The organism is Nonomuraea muscovyensis, from assembly GCF_014207745.1.
GTDB classification, from domain to species: domain Bacteria; phylum Actinomycetota; class Actinomycetes; order Streptosporangiales; family Streptosporangiaceae; genus Nonomuraea; species Nonomuraea muscovyensis.
Genome location: NZ_JACHJB010000001.1, coordinates 857,778 through 872,721, shown reverse-complemented (window position 1 = coordinate 872,721; position 14,944 = coordinate 857,778). Strand labels below are relative to the sequence as shown.

Sequence of the window (14,944 nt, the reverse complement as noted above, 5' to 3'; positions counted from 1 at the left end):
CGCGCTCCAGGGGAAGGAATGGTCTATGCCGGTGCGTTCGTAGGAACCGACTCCTGCCGTAGGTGCGTCAATACGGGTATCGCGGGCATCCGCGACGGAGCATGGCGTACGTACAACTGCTGGACCACGGTCCCAGGTCCGGGTGAGTGGCGCACCGTTGAGTTGTGGGTGAGAGGATACTGACCCGTTGAGCCCGGGCATCCTCCCGCTCAGACGCTGATCATCTCGATGCCGCCGCCGCCCCGTGATCTATCGCATGCCGTACGGATCCCTGGCGCCGAGGGCGTGGGCGCGTTGTCGTCTCAGTTCATACTGCAGTTGGCCGGTCACCTGCATGCGCGGTTTTGTCCAACGCGCTGGACGCGCAGAGTGTTGTGCCGGCCCATATCAGGGGACGAGCGCTGATGGCCCAGATCCACGCCTTCATCCGGCACAACCTGGGCGAGGCGGCGGCGCACCGTACCTCCCTGAACAAGCTGTTCCGCGCCGAGGGGCACCGTGACCGGCTGGTTCCGCGAGCTCCGTATGAAGCAGTGCCGGCGTGACCTTGCCGAGCCACTTCCGATTCACGCGCCCGCGGCCCGGTGAGGGTTCACCAGCCCGGCGCCGACCGCGGCAGGCATCGTCCCTCTTGCAGCTCAAGGACACCGATCGTGGCACGGCGGGAGGCTCCGCCCATCGGTCCAGCCACCTGGTGACGGCCCTGTTCCGTCACCGACAGGACGACCAACCCGAACAAGGAGTACGGGCGCATGACTGGACAAGACCGGCACGATCCCGGGCCCGCACGAAGAATGACCAGTCCCGGATCCAGGAGGCCGAGACGGGGTGCACTCACGGCCACCTGCGTCCTCGCCGTCACCCTCACGGCCGGGTGGGCGGTCCTGTCCAGCCATGGCGGAGCCGCCCGACAGGTGCCGGTCCCCAGCGACCGTCCGGCCACGGCGGTCGACGAGAAGCTGCTCCACCAGGCCGCGGAACGGCTGATCGCCCGCTGCATGGCCCGGCACGGCTTCGCCTACACCGAGCAGCGGCCACCCCCTCCGACGACGGAACCGGACTTGCGCTATCCGCTCGACGACGTCGGCTGGGCTCGCCGGCACGGTTACGGAACCCTGCTGGCCGGATCCCGCGCAGCCGCTTCGGACCCCGACCCCGACGAGGTGCGGAACCTGACACCCGAGCAGCGGGAAGCCTGGTACCGCACGCTCATGGGGTCGGATCGCGCACTCGTGGTGGACCTCCCCGAGCGAGGCCGGCTCACGACATCCGACGACGGCTGCACCGCGGAGGCGCGACGTGCTCTCTACGGCGACCTCGCCGGCTGGTACCGGGCACGACGGACCGTCGATCACTTCGGCAGCTACACCCTCACCCTGGTCACCGCCGATCCCGGCTACCGGGCCGGCCTCACCGCCTGGGCCGGATGCGTGCACAAGCACGGGTACATCGCGTCCTCACCGGACGAACTACGCGAACTGGTCGCCCGCACCGAACCGGCGTCCACCAGCGTACGGCCGCCGGCAGCAGAGATCGCCGCAGCCGTGACCGAAGCCGAGTGCACCACCTCCACCGGCTTCTCCCGGACCCTGCGCACCCTGAAGCACCGATACCAGACACAGACCGAAAGGAGGTTCGCGCGCGAGCTCACCGCGCTGAAGTCTTACGAACTGCAGGCCACGCCCCGAGCCAGAAGGGCTTTGGCCGACTCCTGAAACCGCGACATCGCGACCTATCGAAGGGAACTTTCATGATCAAGGCTGTCAAGGGCCTGGCCATCGGCCTGCCCCTCGCGATGATGACGTTGGCCCTGACCTCCGGCACCGCCAGCGCCGCCCGCGGCGACTGCGCCTCAGGCTACTTCTGCGCCTGGGCCGGTGACGCGTGGGCGGGCCTCCCGACGGCCCGATGGCCCAGAGGAACGAATGACGCGAGCTGGTACAACAACGGTTTGCACGACAACGCCGAGTCCGTCTACAACCACTCCCCGTCGTATCAAGATCCCAGCGTGCCGGACAACGTCGTGCTCTTCCTCGACGTCAACTACGGACGCGCGGATCTCTGCGTCCTGCCGGGCGAGTATTACGACGGCGGGATGGACGACAACGACTACGACTCCCACCGATGGGTCAGCGACTGCGCCTGACCTCTGACGCCGGGCAAGCCAGGCCCTACCCGCCGCCGGCGCCCCCGCCGAGCCCGGCGGATAGGGTCCTGGGCCCAGCGAACGGCAGCGGCGAAACGCCACCACGACGGCGCAGACCCCGCCTTTCCGGCCCGCTCGCTGCAACCAGTACCCAGGGGAATCACTCCGGACGATGGCCCGCGCGCCGCGCGGGCCATCGTCGTCATGCGGGACCCACATCGGCCCATCCAGACGCGAGCAGCCAACGACGCCCCGAGCCCCGCGGCGCAGGGGCCCGGCTCTGGCGCACCCATCCACGCCGACCGGCTCACCTCCCGTCCGGAGTACGACGGCATCGCTCGCGATGGAACCTGGCATGAGCCGCTGACCTGCGGCGTAGCGCAGGGGCGGTGCACCGCTTGCGGCCTGGCCCTGATAGACATGTCCGGCCCATCGCGGCCTTTATGCCTCACTATGCCTCTTCGTCATGGAGTCACCCCTCATGCGTCATACCGTGGCCGTACTGCTCTGCGCGGCGGCCCTCACCGCCTACGGCACACCGAAGGCGGTGAAGCCGGGGTCGGCCAGCCAGGTGTGCTCGGGCAGGTAGAGTCGCCGGTCCAGCAGCGCCCGCCCGGCCGGGGTGGCGTAGGCCAGGAACACGCCGATCTGGGAGTTCTCGATGCGGCCTGCGGTGCCGGTGTATTGCCGCTGCACCCCGGCCGAGGCGGTGCCCTTCTTGACGAAGCCGGTCTCATCCACGATCAGCACGCCCGCCGGGGCCGATCCGGTCGACGACGATGTCCCGAACATCATCGCGCATCTGATCGGCGTCCCAGCGGGCGGTGCGCAGCAACCGCTGCAACCTCTGTGGCCCGCTCAGCCCGGCGTGTTCGGCCAGATTCCAGCAGTTCTTACGGTCGATGTCGGCCAGCAGCCCGCGCACGTACGCGGTCGCGACGCGACGCGGTTCGACGCGGCCGAACCGGCCGGCGATCCGGGCCATCAGCTCGTTGAAGATGACGGGGCTCAACCCCGGAATGTGGACACGGGTGGTTATGCAGCGAGCAGCACCTTATCGGCGGAGCGCTGCTCGTACTCGGTGGGGTTGAGGTAGCCGAGGGTGGAGTGTCTCCTGCGGGTGTTGTAGCGGGTGATCCATCGGAAGACGGCCAGGCGGGCGGCGTGGGCGTCAGGCCAGTGCCGGGCGCCCTGCAGGGTCTCGCGCTTGAGGGTTGCGTTGAGCGCCTCGGCCGCGGCGTTGTCGGCGCTGCTGCCCACCGCGCCCATCGACTGCCTCACTCCCAGCCGGTCGCACAGGGTGGCGAACTCGGCGGAGCTGTATTGCGCCCCATGATCGGAGTGAAAGATCGCCCCGGCCAGGCTGCCGCGCGTCGCCGCGGCGGCCCGTAGCGCGTCGGTGACCAGCTCGGTGCGCATGTGATCGGCGATCGACCAGCCCACCAGCCGGCGTGAGTGCAGGTCCAGCACGGTCGCCAGATACAGGAAGCGGCCGTCGGCCAGTGGCAGGTAGGTGATGTCGCCGACATAGCGCCGACCGGGCGCGGGCGCGGTGAAGTCCCGGCCGAGCAGGTCGGGCACCTTCTGATGCGACGGCTCGGCCACGGTGGTGCGCACCTTCCTGCGCAGCCGCAGCCCGGCGATACGATGAAACGCGCATCACCCGCGCCACCCGCTTGCGGTTGACCCGCCGCCCCGCAGCACGCAGCTCGGCGGTGACGCGGGGGCTGCCATAGGTGCCGTCGAACTCACCGTGAATCCGCTTGATCTCCTCCGCCAGTGCGGCATCGGCCGCGGCCCGCTCCGCCCGAGCCGGCGCCGCCTTCAGCCACCGGTAGAAGCCGGATCGAGACACCGCCAGCACCCGGCACAGCCGCTTCACCCCGAAGGCGTCCCGGTGGTCGGCGACGAACTGGAAACGGCTCACCAGTTCGTCTCGCCCGCGAAATACTTCGCCGCCCGGCGCAGGATGTCGCGCTCCATCTCCAGCTCCCGGATCCGCGCCTTGAGCTGCTTGTTCTCCTCTTCCAGCACGTCGTCGGACGATAGCGGGCCGCTCGCCGGCTTCTTCACCGGGCCCGTCTGCTTCGCCCCAGCGGTCCCGTCTGCCTGGGCCTGACGCACCCAGTTACGCAAGGTTTCCCGGCTGATGCCCAAGTCCTGAGCCACCGACGCCAGCGTCCGAGCCGGATCGGACAGGTACAACGCGACGGCGTCCGCCTTGAACTCCGGCGGGTACGACTTCATCGCCACGTGGAACTCCTTGCCTCCGGATTTCCATCATCCGGTACTCAAGGTGTCCACACTTCAGGGGCAGGCCCCATCCGCCCCTGACACCTTGCTTGCAAAGACGCACGCCGATCTCGCTCAACCTGCGATGACGCAGCTCAGCAACCAGGTTGCATTCCCCGTGACTACCCGCGGTTCCCTCCGCTTCGCCGCCCCATCGGGCACGCCAGCTCATCCAAGATGGCTGCCATGGAAAATCGGGGCGGCTGCTGCACTCTCGATAACGTGGGCCACTGGCTCGCAACAAAGCTAAGTACCATAACACTCGAGACGCTCCACATCCCGTAGAAAGTCCGCCGTCTCAGGGATGCCCCTCGGCGCGCTCCGTCCAATGCGCGAGTTCCATGCGGACTTTCAAGGACTGAGGATGCTTCGGGCCTAGAATCCGTTCCATCAATGGAAGCAAAGCTGCGTACTGCTCCTTTGCCGCGAGCGCATCACCCGCTAACCCTGTGAAGTGAGCATAATTCGCGCGTTCAGCTAGCGTATCTGGATGCTGTGGCCCGCGTACCCGCTCCATCACCTGCAACAGTGCAATGTAATGATCCCGCGCCGCGATCACGTCGCCGGCCTTACCTGTCAGGTAAATGAGACCACTCCAGACACCCAGCGTCGTTCGGTGCTCCGGGCCCAATACCCGCTTGATAACCGGTAAAAGCGCCAGGCATTGGTCTCGCGCCGTGCCAGCATCTCCCGCCATCCCTAACCAATAGGCGAAGTTGGCGCGGGCACTCAACGTGGTTGGATGTTCCGGGCCCAACGCCTGCTCAACTACCGGCAGCAGTGCCCCGTATTGGTCTCGCGCTTCACAGACATCCCCAACGAACCCGGTCCAGCGAGCGAGGTTGGCGCGGGCACTCAACGTGCTCGGATGTCTCGAGCCCAACACCTGCTCCATCATCGGCAGTAGTATCTCGTACTGTTCTCGTGCTGCGAGTTGATCGCCTGCCCATCCGGTGAAGAAGGCGAAGTTGGCCCGGGCACTCAGCGTATCCGGATGCTTCGGCCCCAGCACGCGCTCCATCACCGGGAGCAAGGCCATGTATTGGTCCCGTGCAGCTTCCCTATCTCCGCCGAGCCCCGTCCATCGGGCGAGATTGTTGCGGGCAGTCAGCGTCTCAACGTGTTCGGCACCCAACCTATCGGATAGAGCTTTCACGCGGTGCTGCTGCAGGATTTGGGCGGTGCGATCGTCACCGCTGGCGTCCAGGTACTCGATGATGTTTGCCATGGCAGAAGAGTCCGGGGCCAGAACGGCGCGTACGTGCGGCAGCAAACGAGCGTATAGCGGCCAGAAGGAACTGTTCTCCGGTTCATTGGGAAGCACGGCCTCAAGCCGTTGGGCCGCGTTGGTGCGGACAGCCGTGAGTTCATCATCAGACAGGTCGGCAAGCGTGACAGATTGGACTAGGCGATGCACATTGATATATTGCCCATCCGGCGACCTGTTGATCATGCTGTAGGAAGCCAACGCGCCCAAGGCTTCAGCCACCGCCATCTCATCGGCGCCGTCAACGCCATACAGCACTTGGCAGGGCAGATGATCTGGGGCGTAGCAAGCCAGCAATTGCAGGAGACGAACCGCCAGTGGGTCCGTCTCTGCAATACGGCCTTGAGTTACGGCCCAGGTGCGAGCGATGACTTGTTCGGCCCCTCGACCCCGATAGCCGTCAGCGGTCAGCACGCGGCGGGGAGCCGTACGCAGCAGACGCAGATATCGAGGCAAATCCATTCCGGGGGTAGCAGCGATGTAGGCGCCAGCCTGCTTAAGTGCGAGCGGGAGGTAGCCGAGTTCCTCGGCCAGTTCGTCAGCCAGGTTCGGGACCCAAATGGCCGAGCCGCTGATAGTCTGCGACAGCAGTCCGACCGCATCAACCTGTGACAGGACACCGAGATGGACCACGGTGGCTATCTCCTGCCAACCAACGTCCCGTCTACTCGTAATAATTACATGCCCAGCCTGCAGCTGCCCAAGGTAGTATTGCAGATGATCGATCTCTTCAACGTTGTCAAAGATCACCAGCCAGTCCGAACGAGTGGCTAGCCAAGCTAATGCCCAAGCTGCGGCCTCCTCGGTGGGGGCCTGCGCAGCGGCAACTGATGAAATAGCTGAGCACAGGACTCGGCACAGCCTGGCGAATCCCGCTTGGATATTTTCGGGAGTTTCAGCTTCTATCCACCATAGTTGTTTATAGGCGCCTCGATGGCGGATGGAGTACTGCAGTGCCAGCTCACTCTTACCGATGCCTCCGAGCCCGACCACCGCCTGGATGATCGCCTTGGGATCTACTGTCAACGCTTGGTTGAGTAGATCCAGGTCGCGCTCCCGGCCAACGAACACTGTTGATGGGCGACGTGGCATACCTGTAATCCCTATCGGGGGTACATCAGCCACGGGAGGCAACGCGTGTATTACGGTGAGTGCCGCCCTTGCCATCCCCTGCGTGCTGCTGGCTTGTTCGGGGAGCAGAGATAGCCCTCCCTTGGTGGGCTCCCTTGGCGGAGCAGGCAGGTGCTGAGCCGACGAAGACGAACGCAGTTGCGCCAGTAGGGCCGCACCGGCTATGAACAGGCCCGCAAGGCCGACAAACATACTGATCACGCTGGCGCGCTTGTCCAAGACATCCAGCACGTCGACGGGCGTCCACAGCAGATCGGTGAAGAGCCCGAGCGCCCCGGCGACCAGCAAAGTCGAAGAAATCGCCACCCCTAAAGCAACCATCGTCCGACTCTTACGTGGCCTGCTCGGGGGGGTAGCGGAAGGCTGCGAGGAGGGGGAAGCTGTCACCCTTCCCATTCTGCTCAAGAAATTCTTCGCTGTATATCGGCAGGCCGAAATCCCTGAGGCTGCGCCGTATGATCTAGAGTCGACCCTTTCTGACATGGGGGATGTGGACAGGCGCTTCTCTGCGTGCTTTGATCTAGAGCAGTACAGGCCGATGCTCTTCCTCTAACTGAGACGCCGACGGCAAGGAGACACGAGCCGATGGATAGCCTCTCCTGGGAACTGGCGACAGCTGAGTGGCGCAAGGCGACTCCGTCGCAGACAACCGATAACTGCGTTGAGGTTGCCGATCTATCCAGTGGGCGCCGCGGTGTCCGCAACAGCAGGAACCGTACCGGTCCAGTGCTAGTCTTTACGTCTAGCGAATGGAAAGCGTTTATTGAAGGAGTAAAAGACGGCGAGTTCGACTAGATCGTATTTCAAGAGATCACGACATGTTCGGTGTGTCAGTGGTCGTGAGATGAAGAGGCCTCCGATACTTGGTTCAACAACCAAGAAGAACGAAAACTGAGATCTCGTGCCCAGCGTAGCGGTGAGGCGGCGGCACGACCTCACTGACGCGCGTGTGGGCAGCGCTGGAGCCGCATCTGCCTGCTGCATCATGCAAGGGACGTCCGCCGAAGTGGGGCAGGCCGGCAGTTGATCAAAGGGGTCCGGACCGGGCGCCGTGTCGTGACGTACCGGTCTGCTACGGCCGATAGTTCACGGTCTACGGCCTGTTCCGTCGCGGTCAACCACCTTCAGTTCGTACTCAACGTCACTGGACTGCCCACAACAACGTGGTGATCAGCCACGCTCCACGGTGAGCCGGGGTGAGGAACGAGCCCTGGATCGGCGATCGCCCCCATACACTTACAGCTGCCAGCCACGGCGTGGCGATCGTTGGGCTGCATCTGTGCCGGGGGCGTGGCAACCCCGGCCGGTGCGTTCAGGTCGGTACGGCGGGTCCGGCGTGCGGCGCTCGGCCCGGTGTCCCGCCGCCGTTCGGGACCGGCCCCCAGGCCGCACGCTGGGACGGCGGGCGGGCGGAGGGCCGGAGGCGCGGCGGCGCGCCGCGCCGCCGCTTGATCCCTATGAGAACAATTCGGCAAGTGGTTCGGTCGCTATGATGTCCGGTCTCGCTTGATGGTTGACACTCTGGCCTCGCTTGATGCTTGACACCTTGAGGCTTTTCCAACCTGATCGCGCTGGTCAGCAGGGGCGGCGCCGGGACGAGTTGGCATGAGAAGAGGCTCCCGGTAAGACAGCAGTCGACCAAGATCCGATGCCTCTACCGGAGAGCCTCGTTGCTGTCTTACCGCGCCGCGATTCCGCTGTCCAATCACACCCTGATCCGCCTGGCCGAGCTCATCCGTACCCGGCGTGCCGAGCGCCGCTGCCGATGGCGGCGCCTGGATGCGTCCCGGCAGGCCCTGCTCGTCCTCGCCCACCTGCGCAACGGCGACACCTACGCGCGTCTGGCTGCGGGCTTCGCCATCGGCACCAGCACCGCCTGGCGCTACGTCCGCGAAGCGGTCGACCTGCTCTCCATGCTCGCCGACGACGTCCACGCCGCCGTCATACGCGCCGACCGGCTGGCCTACACCATCCTGGACGGCACCTTGATCCCGATCGACAGGCTGGCCGACGAACGGCCGTACTACTCCGGCAAACACCGACGCCACGGCGTGAACGTGCAGGTCCTGGCCGACCCATCCGGCCGGATCGTCTGGGCCTCACCCGCGCTGCCCGGCGCCACGCATGACCTGACCGCGGCACGCGCCACCGGCCTGATCGACGCGCTGACCGCCGCAGGGGTCAAGACCTTCGCCGACAAGGGCTATCAAGGCGCGGGCGGCAGCATCCGCACGCCGTTCAAAGGTCATCGGCTGCGGCCGCCGCTGTCGCGCCATCAGCGCTCGGTCAACCGCGCACACGCCCGCATCCGCGCCTGCGGAGAACGCGCCGTTGCCACCTTGAAGACCTGGAAGGTCCTGACCCGGCTGCGCTGCTGCCCGCACCGCGCCACCACGATCGTGCAGGCCATCCTCGTCCTACAGCTCATCGAAGAAGGCCGCCACTCAGGATGAAAAGTGCTCCTTGATCGTCTTCTGTGCCTTCTCGCGGCGTTATCGACGCTTCGGGGGAGGCCGGGATGGCGTTGGTGGAGTTGAGCGTCGTGGAGCAGCGCTATCACGCGGTGATCGAGGTGCTGTCCGGGGTGAAGGTCACCGAGGTGGCCGCCCGATATGGGGTCTCGCGGCAGTCGGTGCATACGTAGGTGCGCCGGTATCAGGAGGGCGGGCTGGCCGGGCTGGCTGATCGTTCGCATCGGGTCCGCTCCCATCCGATGCAGATGCCGGCCGCGGTGGAGGCATTGATCTGTGAGTTGCGGCGGGCGCATCCGCGGTGGGGGCCGCGCACTCTGCTGTGGGAACTGGGACGGCGTGGAGTGGAACCACTGCCGTCGCGGGCGGCCGTCTATCGGGCGCTGGTGCGCAACGCGTTGATCGAGCCGGTGGCGCGCCGGCGCAAGCGCGAGGATTACGTGCGCTGGGAGCGGCCGGGGCCGATGCAGTTGTGGCAGCTGGACATCATGGGCGGGCTGCGCCTGGCCGACGGCGGCGAGGCCAAGCTGATCACTGGGGTGGACGATCACTCGCGGTTCTGCGTGATCGCTTCGGTGGTGGCGCGACCGACCGGGCGGATGGTGTGCGCCGCGTTCGCTCAGGCGATGCGCGCCTATGGGGTGCCGCTGGAGGTGCTGACCGACAACGGCAAGCAGTTCACCGGCCGGTTGGGCGGGCCCAGGGCCGGCGAGGTGTTGTTCGAGCGCATCTGCCGGGAGAACGGCGTCACGTTGCGGCATACCCAGCCGCGATCCCCGACCACCACAGGCAAGATCGAGCGTTTCCATCAAACAGTTCGCCGGGAGCTGCTGGATGAGGCACTGCCGTTCGACTCGATCGAGCAGGCGCAGGAGTCGGTGGATGGCTTCGCCGACTACTACAACACCGCCCGACCTCATCAAGCGCTGCCTGCCCCGCCGGCAGGTTCTTCGCCGGCCGGCCAGACGAAGCGTGCTCGCCGGGTGAGCAGGAGATCCCGCTGCACTTGCCGCCCAGCCTGACCTCGCTGCCCGGTGACGCGCTGCCCGACACCGGCCCCACTGAGCCGGCTACTGAGCCGGCTTCGGGCGAGCCCGTCGTGTCCGATCCGCTGCTCGACCCACTGGCCACCCGTGTGGTCGAGGTGAAGCGAGTCGTGCCCGCCTCGGGCAACCTGTCGATCGGCAGACAGCAGGTGTGGCTCGGCCCCGAGCGTGGAGTGGCGGCGTCGGGTGTTGTAGTGGCTGACCCAGCGGAACACCTCCAGACGGGCGTGGCGGGCGGTCGGCCAGTTGGTCCTGCCTTGGAGTGTCTCGCGCTTCAACGTGGCATTGAATGACTCGGCCGCCGCGTTGTCGGCGCTGGAGCCGACCGCGCCCATGGACTGGACAACGCCCAGCTCAGCGCAGTGCTGTATTGCGCTCCGTGATCGGAGTGAAAGATTGCTCCGTTCAGCCCGCCGCGGTCGCGGGCGGCGGCGCGCAGGGCGTCGGCCACTAATAGGGGCTAACAGAATGATCTCTGTTGTGCTTTGATCTCTCGCTGTAGTGGTGGCGAGAGGAGCGGGGATGGCGCGACTGAAGCCCTGGGAGGTCAGCGACGAGTTATGGCAGACCATCGAGCCGTTGCTACCCAAACGTGAGCGTCGGTTCCGGCATCCGGGACGCAAGCGGCTGGATGATCGGCTGGCGTTGCAGGGCATCTTGTTCGTGCTGCACACCGGAATCGCGTGGGAGCACCTGCCGCAGGAACTGGGCTACGGCTCCGGCATGACCTGCTGGCGGCGCCTGGCCGAGTGGAACGCCGCCGGCGTCTGGCAGCGCCTGCACGAAGTACTCCTGGATCGGCTGCGAGCCGCCGATGCCCTCGACTTCTCCCGCGCTGTGGTGGACTCTTCCCACGTCAGAGCTCTAAAAGGGGGGCGCAGACCGGGCCGTCCCCGGTCGATCGGGGACGGGCCGGCAGCAAGCACCATCTGATCACTGACGCCACCGGCATCCCCCTCGCCGTCATCGTGACCGGCGGCAACCGCGGGCGACGTCACCCAGCTCATGCCACTGCTGCACGCCATCCCCAAGGTGCGCGGCAAGCGCGGCCGCCCACGCCAGCGCCCCGACGCCGTGCTCGCCGATCGAGGCTACGACCACGACAAGTACCGGCGGCTGGTCCGCGCACTGCAGATCCGCCCGTTGATCGCCCGACGCGGCACCGAACACGGCTCTGGCCTGGGCAAACAACGCTGGGTGGTGGAGCAGGCCTTCGCACTCCTGCAGGGACTGTACGGTCTTCGGCTCTGTCGCAGAAACGGTGGTGACTGATCGTGATGTCACCCGAGCAGGATCCGATGGCGTAGCAGCCGGAAGCCGGCCCGACCGTACATCTGGCGCTTGATCATCTTGGTCTTGTTGTTGACGCCTTCGGTGCCGCCGTTGTGATGCGGGAGGGTGAGTCCGGCCTCGACGGCGGCCCGGTCCTGGTCGAGGCCGGTGCAGAAGCTATGCAGGTGCGGCAGGTCCGCGGCGCGGACCATGAGGATCCAGGTGTCGAGGCGTTCGTCGTTCTTGGGGTCGGGTTTGAGCAGGGCGGCGAAGTCGCGGATAGCGGTGACGAGGACGGTCATCTCCACGCAGCTGGAGCTGAGCCGTTCGGCCAGCTCACGGTCGGCGTCGGTGAGCTTGTCGGGGTTGCTGAGCAGCAGCCGGGTGACCCGCTTGGCGGAGATCGTGGGCCGGTCGGCCTCTACTCGGCCCTGGTTGATGTAGCGGTAGAGGAGGTTCTGGCTGCCGGTATACCCGAGTTCCTTGATCTCGGTCAGGAGCGTCTGCACCGGGATGGCCGGTTCCTCGGCACGCCGAGCGCGTAGGTGGTCGCGGTAGGGGTCGACCAGGGTGGGGCGGTATTGCGGGGCGCGCCGCATGCGCTCGGGTTCGCTGGCTCGGGCGTAGCGTTTGACCGTGTTCAGCGCCAGTTGCAGGCGGCGGGCGGTCTCCAGCAGGCCGACGCCGGCATCGATCAGCTCATGGACCTGCCTCCACCGCTCCAGCGTGGTGGCCGCGCGCTTGCCGTCCTGCAGCGGCGGCCCGTGTTGGGCCCAGCAGGAGCTGTGAGCACCGACCTCCTTGCGGACCGCTTCGCCCAGGCCGTTCCACAGATGCCAGCGATCACTGACCTGCACCGCGTCCGGGAGCGCGTCACGGATGGCCTGGGCGTAGGTCGTCGAGCCGTCCCGGCACACGACCTCCACCCCGGGATGGGCACGCAGCCAGTCGGTCAAGGTCTCGGCCTTGCGGCCGGGCAGCACGTCGATCCGCTGATTCGTCTCAACGTCGATCAAGATTGTTGCGTAGACGTCGCCCTTACGCAGGGCGAAGTCGTCAACGCCCAGGACCCGCGGTGCGGCGGCCAACGGCAGAGGCAACGCCAGCAGCATGCGCAGCGCCGTGAACCGTGTGACCGGGATGGCCATCACCTGCAGCGTGCGCGCGGCGGCCCGCCCGGCTAACTCCTTGACCACCGCGGCGACCTGCGTGGCCAAGCGGACGGTTCGACGTTGGTAGCGCCGCAGCAGTCCGGGAATCTGCTCGCGAAAGGTTCTCCTGCAGCCTGCGGTGGCGCACACCAGGCGACGCACGCGCACCTCAAGAACGACGGGGCGGGCGTCAACAGGGACGTCGGCAACGATGCGCTGGTGATAGCCGTGCACTCTGCTCGTCGTGGTGCCACAGTCCGGGCAGGCACCTGGATGATCTGGGGTTCGCATGCGTAGCCGTATCGCACGGTCCTCATCGGCTACATCCTGGACGATCAACGGCGACAGCCCTGCAAACACCGTGCTCACCAGTACCGTGGCATCGATCATCGCTCACTGTGACATCCACAGACGATCAGTCACCACCGTTTCTGCGACAGAGCCGTTTACTGGACACGCCCTCGATCGGCGCTCTGTCGTAAACCCCGGACAGGCGCGGGAGCTGCTGACGGTGGTGACCTACGTCGGGCGTTCGCGTGGTCCGATGCTGCGGGCGCTGTTCGCCTGCATGTACTTCGGTGGCCTTCGACCGGGAGAGGCGGCAGGTCTCCGACACGACGACTGCTTGCTCCCGAACAAGGGGTGGGGCTTGCTCACCCTTCAGAAGACGCGCTCGGAGAGCATCAAGCGCTACACGGACTCGGGGGAGAGGCACGACGAACGGGGCCTGAAACACCGCGATGTTAAGACGACCCGCGTCGTGCCGATCCCTCCAGAGCTGGTGGCCATCCTCCGCGAGCACATCGAACAGCACGGCGTGGCCGAAGACGGCCGGCTGTTCCGCACGCGAACCGGCGCTGTCTTCTCGGGCTCGACCATCTCCAAGGGCTGGAAGGAAGCGCGGGCCTTCGCCCTCACCCCCGACCAGGTCGCGTCCCCGCTCGCTGCCCGGCCGTACGACCTGCGGCACGCGGCCGTCTCACTCTGGCTCAACGCCGGCGTCCATGCCCCGGAAGCCGCCGAGCGCGCAGGCCACGGGGTGGACGTGCTGCTCAAGGTCTACGCCAAGTGCATCGACGGACAGCGCGAGGTAGCCAACGGCCGAATCTTGGAAGCCCTGTCGCAGTGATCACGCGGAACGCAACAGACCCCGGACGCCATCCGGGGTCTTTTGCTATGTGCGACCTGGGAAAACACCCCAAGATCCATTCCGCGTATGTTCCGCGACGGGTGGCATACGGCTGCTCTCCGCTGCTTCCGCCTGCCTGTCCGCGTAACCCGCGATCCCGCGAAACCCCTGCTCAAACCAGGTATGCGGTGGTGAAGAGAGTAGGGCGGGTGGGACTTGAACCCACGACCCACGGATTATGAGTCCGATGCTCTGACCGGCTGAGCTACCGCCCCTGGATTCAGTTGTACGGGTGAGGCGATGCCCACGCGCACGCTAAGGCTAGAGCATGGGGTCCCGCCGTGCCGCCTCGCACATCATTCCACGGTCGCGGGGGTTGATCGAGCCGGTCTCCGTACGCCGAGGGCATAGCGGGGTAGCTTCGGGGGATGGGCGTGCGGCTGGTCTACGAGACCCATTCCGTCGCCGTGGACAACGAGGAGGGGGTCGCCACCGGGTGGCTGCCTGGGGAGTTGTCGCGGGCGGGGCGGGAATTGGCCGTCGAGCTGGGGGTGCGGCGGTGGGACGTGGACGTGGTGTACGCCTCGGACCTGCGGCGTGCTGTGCAGACGGCGGAGATCGCCTTCGGGGCCGGGGCGGTCGGGGGTGGCGGTGGGACGGGCGGGGGCGGCTCGCGCGGCACCAGGGAGGTCAGGCTCGACGCGCGGTTGCGGGAGTGTGATTACGGGGTCTACAACGGGCGGCCGGTGCGTGAGGTGGCGTGGTTGCGCCGGCGGTACGTCGACGAGCCGTGGCCGGGTGGGCAGAGCTACCGGGACGTGGTGGCGGCGACGGCGGCGTTCCTGGAGGACGTGCGGGCAGAGTGGCAAGGGCGCACCGTGCTCGTGATCGCGCACTCGGCCAACCGGTGGGCGTTGCAGCACCTGCTCGACGGGGTGCCGCTGGAGGAGCTGGTGGACGCGCCGTTCGCGTGGCGGCCGGGGTGGGAGTTCGAGTTGGCGTGAGGTCCGGGGGTGAGGGTCTCCTGCGGTGGGGGTCC

The 14,944-nt window shown here is 66.6% G+C and carries 9 protein-coding genes, 1 tRNA gene and 5 pseudogenes; 9 read left to right on the top strand and 6 right to left on the bottom strand.

The window, feature by feature from the left end:
- Nucleotides 1-404: 404 nt before the first annotated feature.
- From FHU36_RS04160 to FHU36_RS04150, 3 genes are all read left to right on the top strand, one after another.
- On the top strand, nt 405-545 hold the full coding sequence (locus FHU36_RS04160; RefSeq protein WP_185082466.1) for a hypothetical protein: 141 nt from the start codon (nt 405-407) through the stop codon (nt 543-545).
- A gap of 369 nt (nt 546-914) precedes the next feature.
- On the top strand, nt 915-1,715 hold the full coding sequence (locus FHU36_RS04155; protein ID WP_185082465.1) for a hypothetical protein: 801 nt from the start codon (nt 915-917) through the stop codon (nt 1,713-1,715).
- A 35-nt stretch (nt 1,716-1,750) separates the two neighbouring features.
- A complete protein-coding gene (locus tag FHU36_RS04150; RefSeq protein ID WP_185082464.1) occupies nt 1,751-2,146 on the top strand; it encodes a peptidase inhibitor family I36 protein in 396 nt (131 codons plus the stop codon).
- A gap of 558 nt (nt 2,147-2,704) precedes the next feature.
- Here the strand turns inward: FHU36_RS04150 and FHU36_RS44065 are convergent.
- The 3 genes and pseudogenes from FHU36_RS44065 to fxsT all read right to left on the bottom strand — a co-directional run.
- Nucleotides 2,705-3,131: pseudogene (locus FHU36_RS44065) on the bottom strand (IS701 family transposase); the annotation flags it as partial.
- A 50-nt stretch (nt 3,132-3,181) separates the two neighbouring features.
- Nucleotides 3,182-4,399 (bottom strand): annotated as a pseudogene (locus tag FHU36_RS04140) (IS3 family transposase).
- 337 nt (nt 4,400-4,736) lie between these two features.
- Entirely contained in the window at nt 4,737-7,157 is a 2,421-nt protein-coding gene (gene fxsT, locus FHU36_RS04135) for an FxSxx-COOH system tetratricopeptide repeat protein (RefSeq protein ID WP_185082463.1), read from the bottom strand.
- Nucleotides 7,158-7,421: 264 nt separating this feature from the next.
- Here fxsT and FHU36_RS04130 point away from each other — a divergent pair, with 264 nt between their 5' ends.
- The 3 genes and pseudogenes from FHU36_RS04130 to FHU36_RS04115 form a co-directional block, all read left to right on the top strand.
- Entirely contained in the window at nt 7,422-7,631 is a 210-nt protein-coding gene (locus FHU36_RS04130) for a DUF397 domain-containing protein (protein ID WP_185082462.1), read from the top strand.
- An 875-nt stretch (nt 7,632-8,506) separates the two neighbouring features.
- The gene (locus tag FHU36_RS04125; protein ID WP_185082461.1) at nt 8,507-9,289 is read left to right on the top strand and encodes a transposase family protein; all 783 of its coding nucleotides are present in this window, start codon (nt 8,507-8,509) and stop codon (nt 9,287-9,289) included.
- 65 nt (nt 9,290-9,354) lie between these two features.
- Nucleotides 9,355-10,236 (top strand): annotated as a pseudogene (locus FHU36_RS04115) (IS481 family transposase); the annotation flags it as partial.
- A gap of 278 nt (nt 10,237-10,514) precedes the next feature.
- Here the strand turns inward: FHU36_RS04115 and FHU36_RS04110 are convergent.
- Nucleotides 10,515-10,807 (bottom strand): annotated as a pseudogene (locus FHU36_RS04110) (integrase core domain-containing protein); the annotation flags it as partial.
- 68 nt (nt 10,808-10,875) lie between these two features.
- Here FHU36_RS04110 and FHU36_RS44060 point away from each other — a divergent pair.
- Nucleotides 10,876-11,625, top strand: a pseudogene (locus FHU36_RS44060) (IS5 family transposase).
- 8 nt (nt 11,626-11,633) lie between these two features.
- Here FHU36_RS44060 and FHU36_RS04100 read toward each other — a convergent pair.
- Nucleotides 11,634-13,166: an ISL3 family transposase gene (locus FHU36_RS04100; protein ID WP_185082458.1), complete on the bottom strand. Its 1,533-nt coding sequence runs from the start codon at nt 13,164-13,166 to the stop codon at nt 11,634-11,636.
- Between FHU36_RS04100 and FHU36_RS04095 the strand changes: the two genes are divergently transcribed.
- Nucleotides 13,066-13,905, top strand: a complete 840-nt coding sequence (locus tag FHU36_RS04095) for a tyrosine-type recombinase/integrase (RefSeq protein ID WP_281394149.1) — start codon at nt 13,066-13,068, stop codon at nt 13,903-13,905. The two genes, FHU36_RS04100 and FHU36_RS04095, sit on opposite strands and share 101 nt — an antisense overlap.
- A 201-nt stretch (nt 13,906-14,106) precedes the next feature.
- Here FHU36_RS04095 and FHU36_RS04090 read toward each other — a convergent pair.
- Nucleotides 14,107-14,180 (bottom strand) — tRNA-Ile (locus FHU36_RS04090).
- 153 nt (nt 14,181-14,333) lie between these two features.
- Here FHU36_RS04090 and FHU36_RS04085 point away from each other — a divergent pair.
- Nucleotides 14,334-14,909 carry a histidine phosphatase family protein gene (locus FHU36_RS04085; protein WP_185082457.1) on the top strand — a complete coding sequence of 192 codons (576 nt, stop codon included), beginning with the start codon at nt 14,334-14,336 and terminating at the stop codon, nt 14,907-14,909.
- Nucleotides 14,910-14,944: the final 35 nt, after the last annotated feature.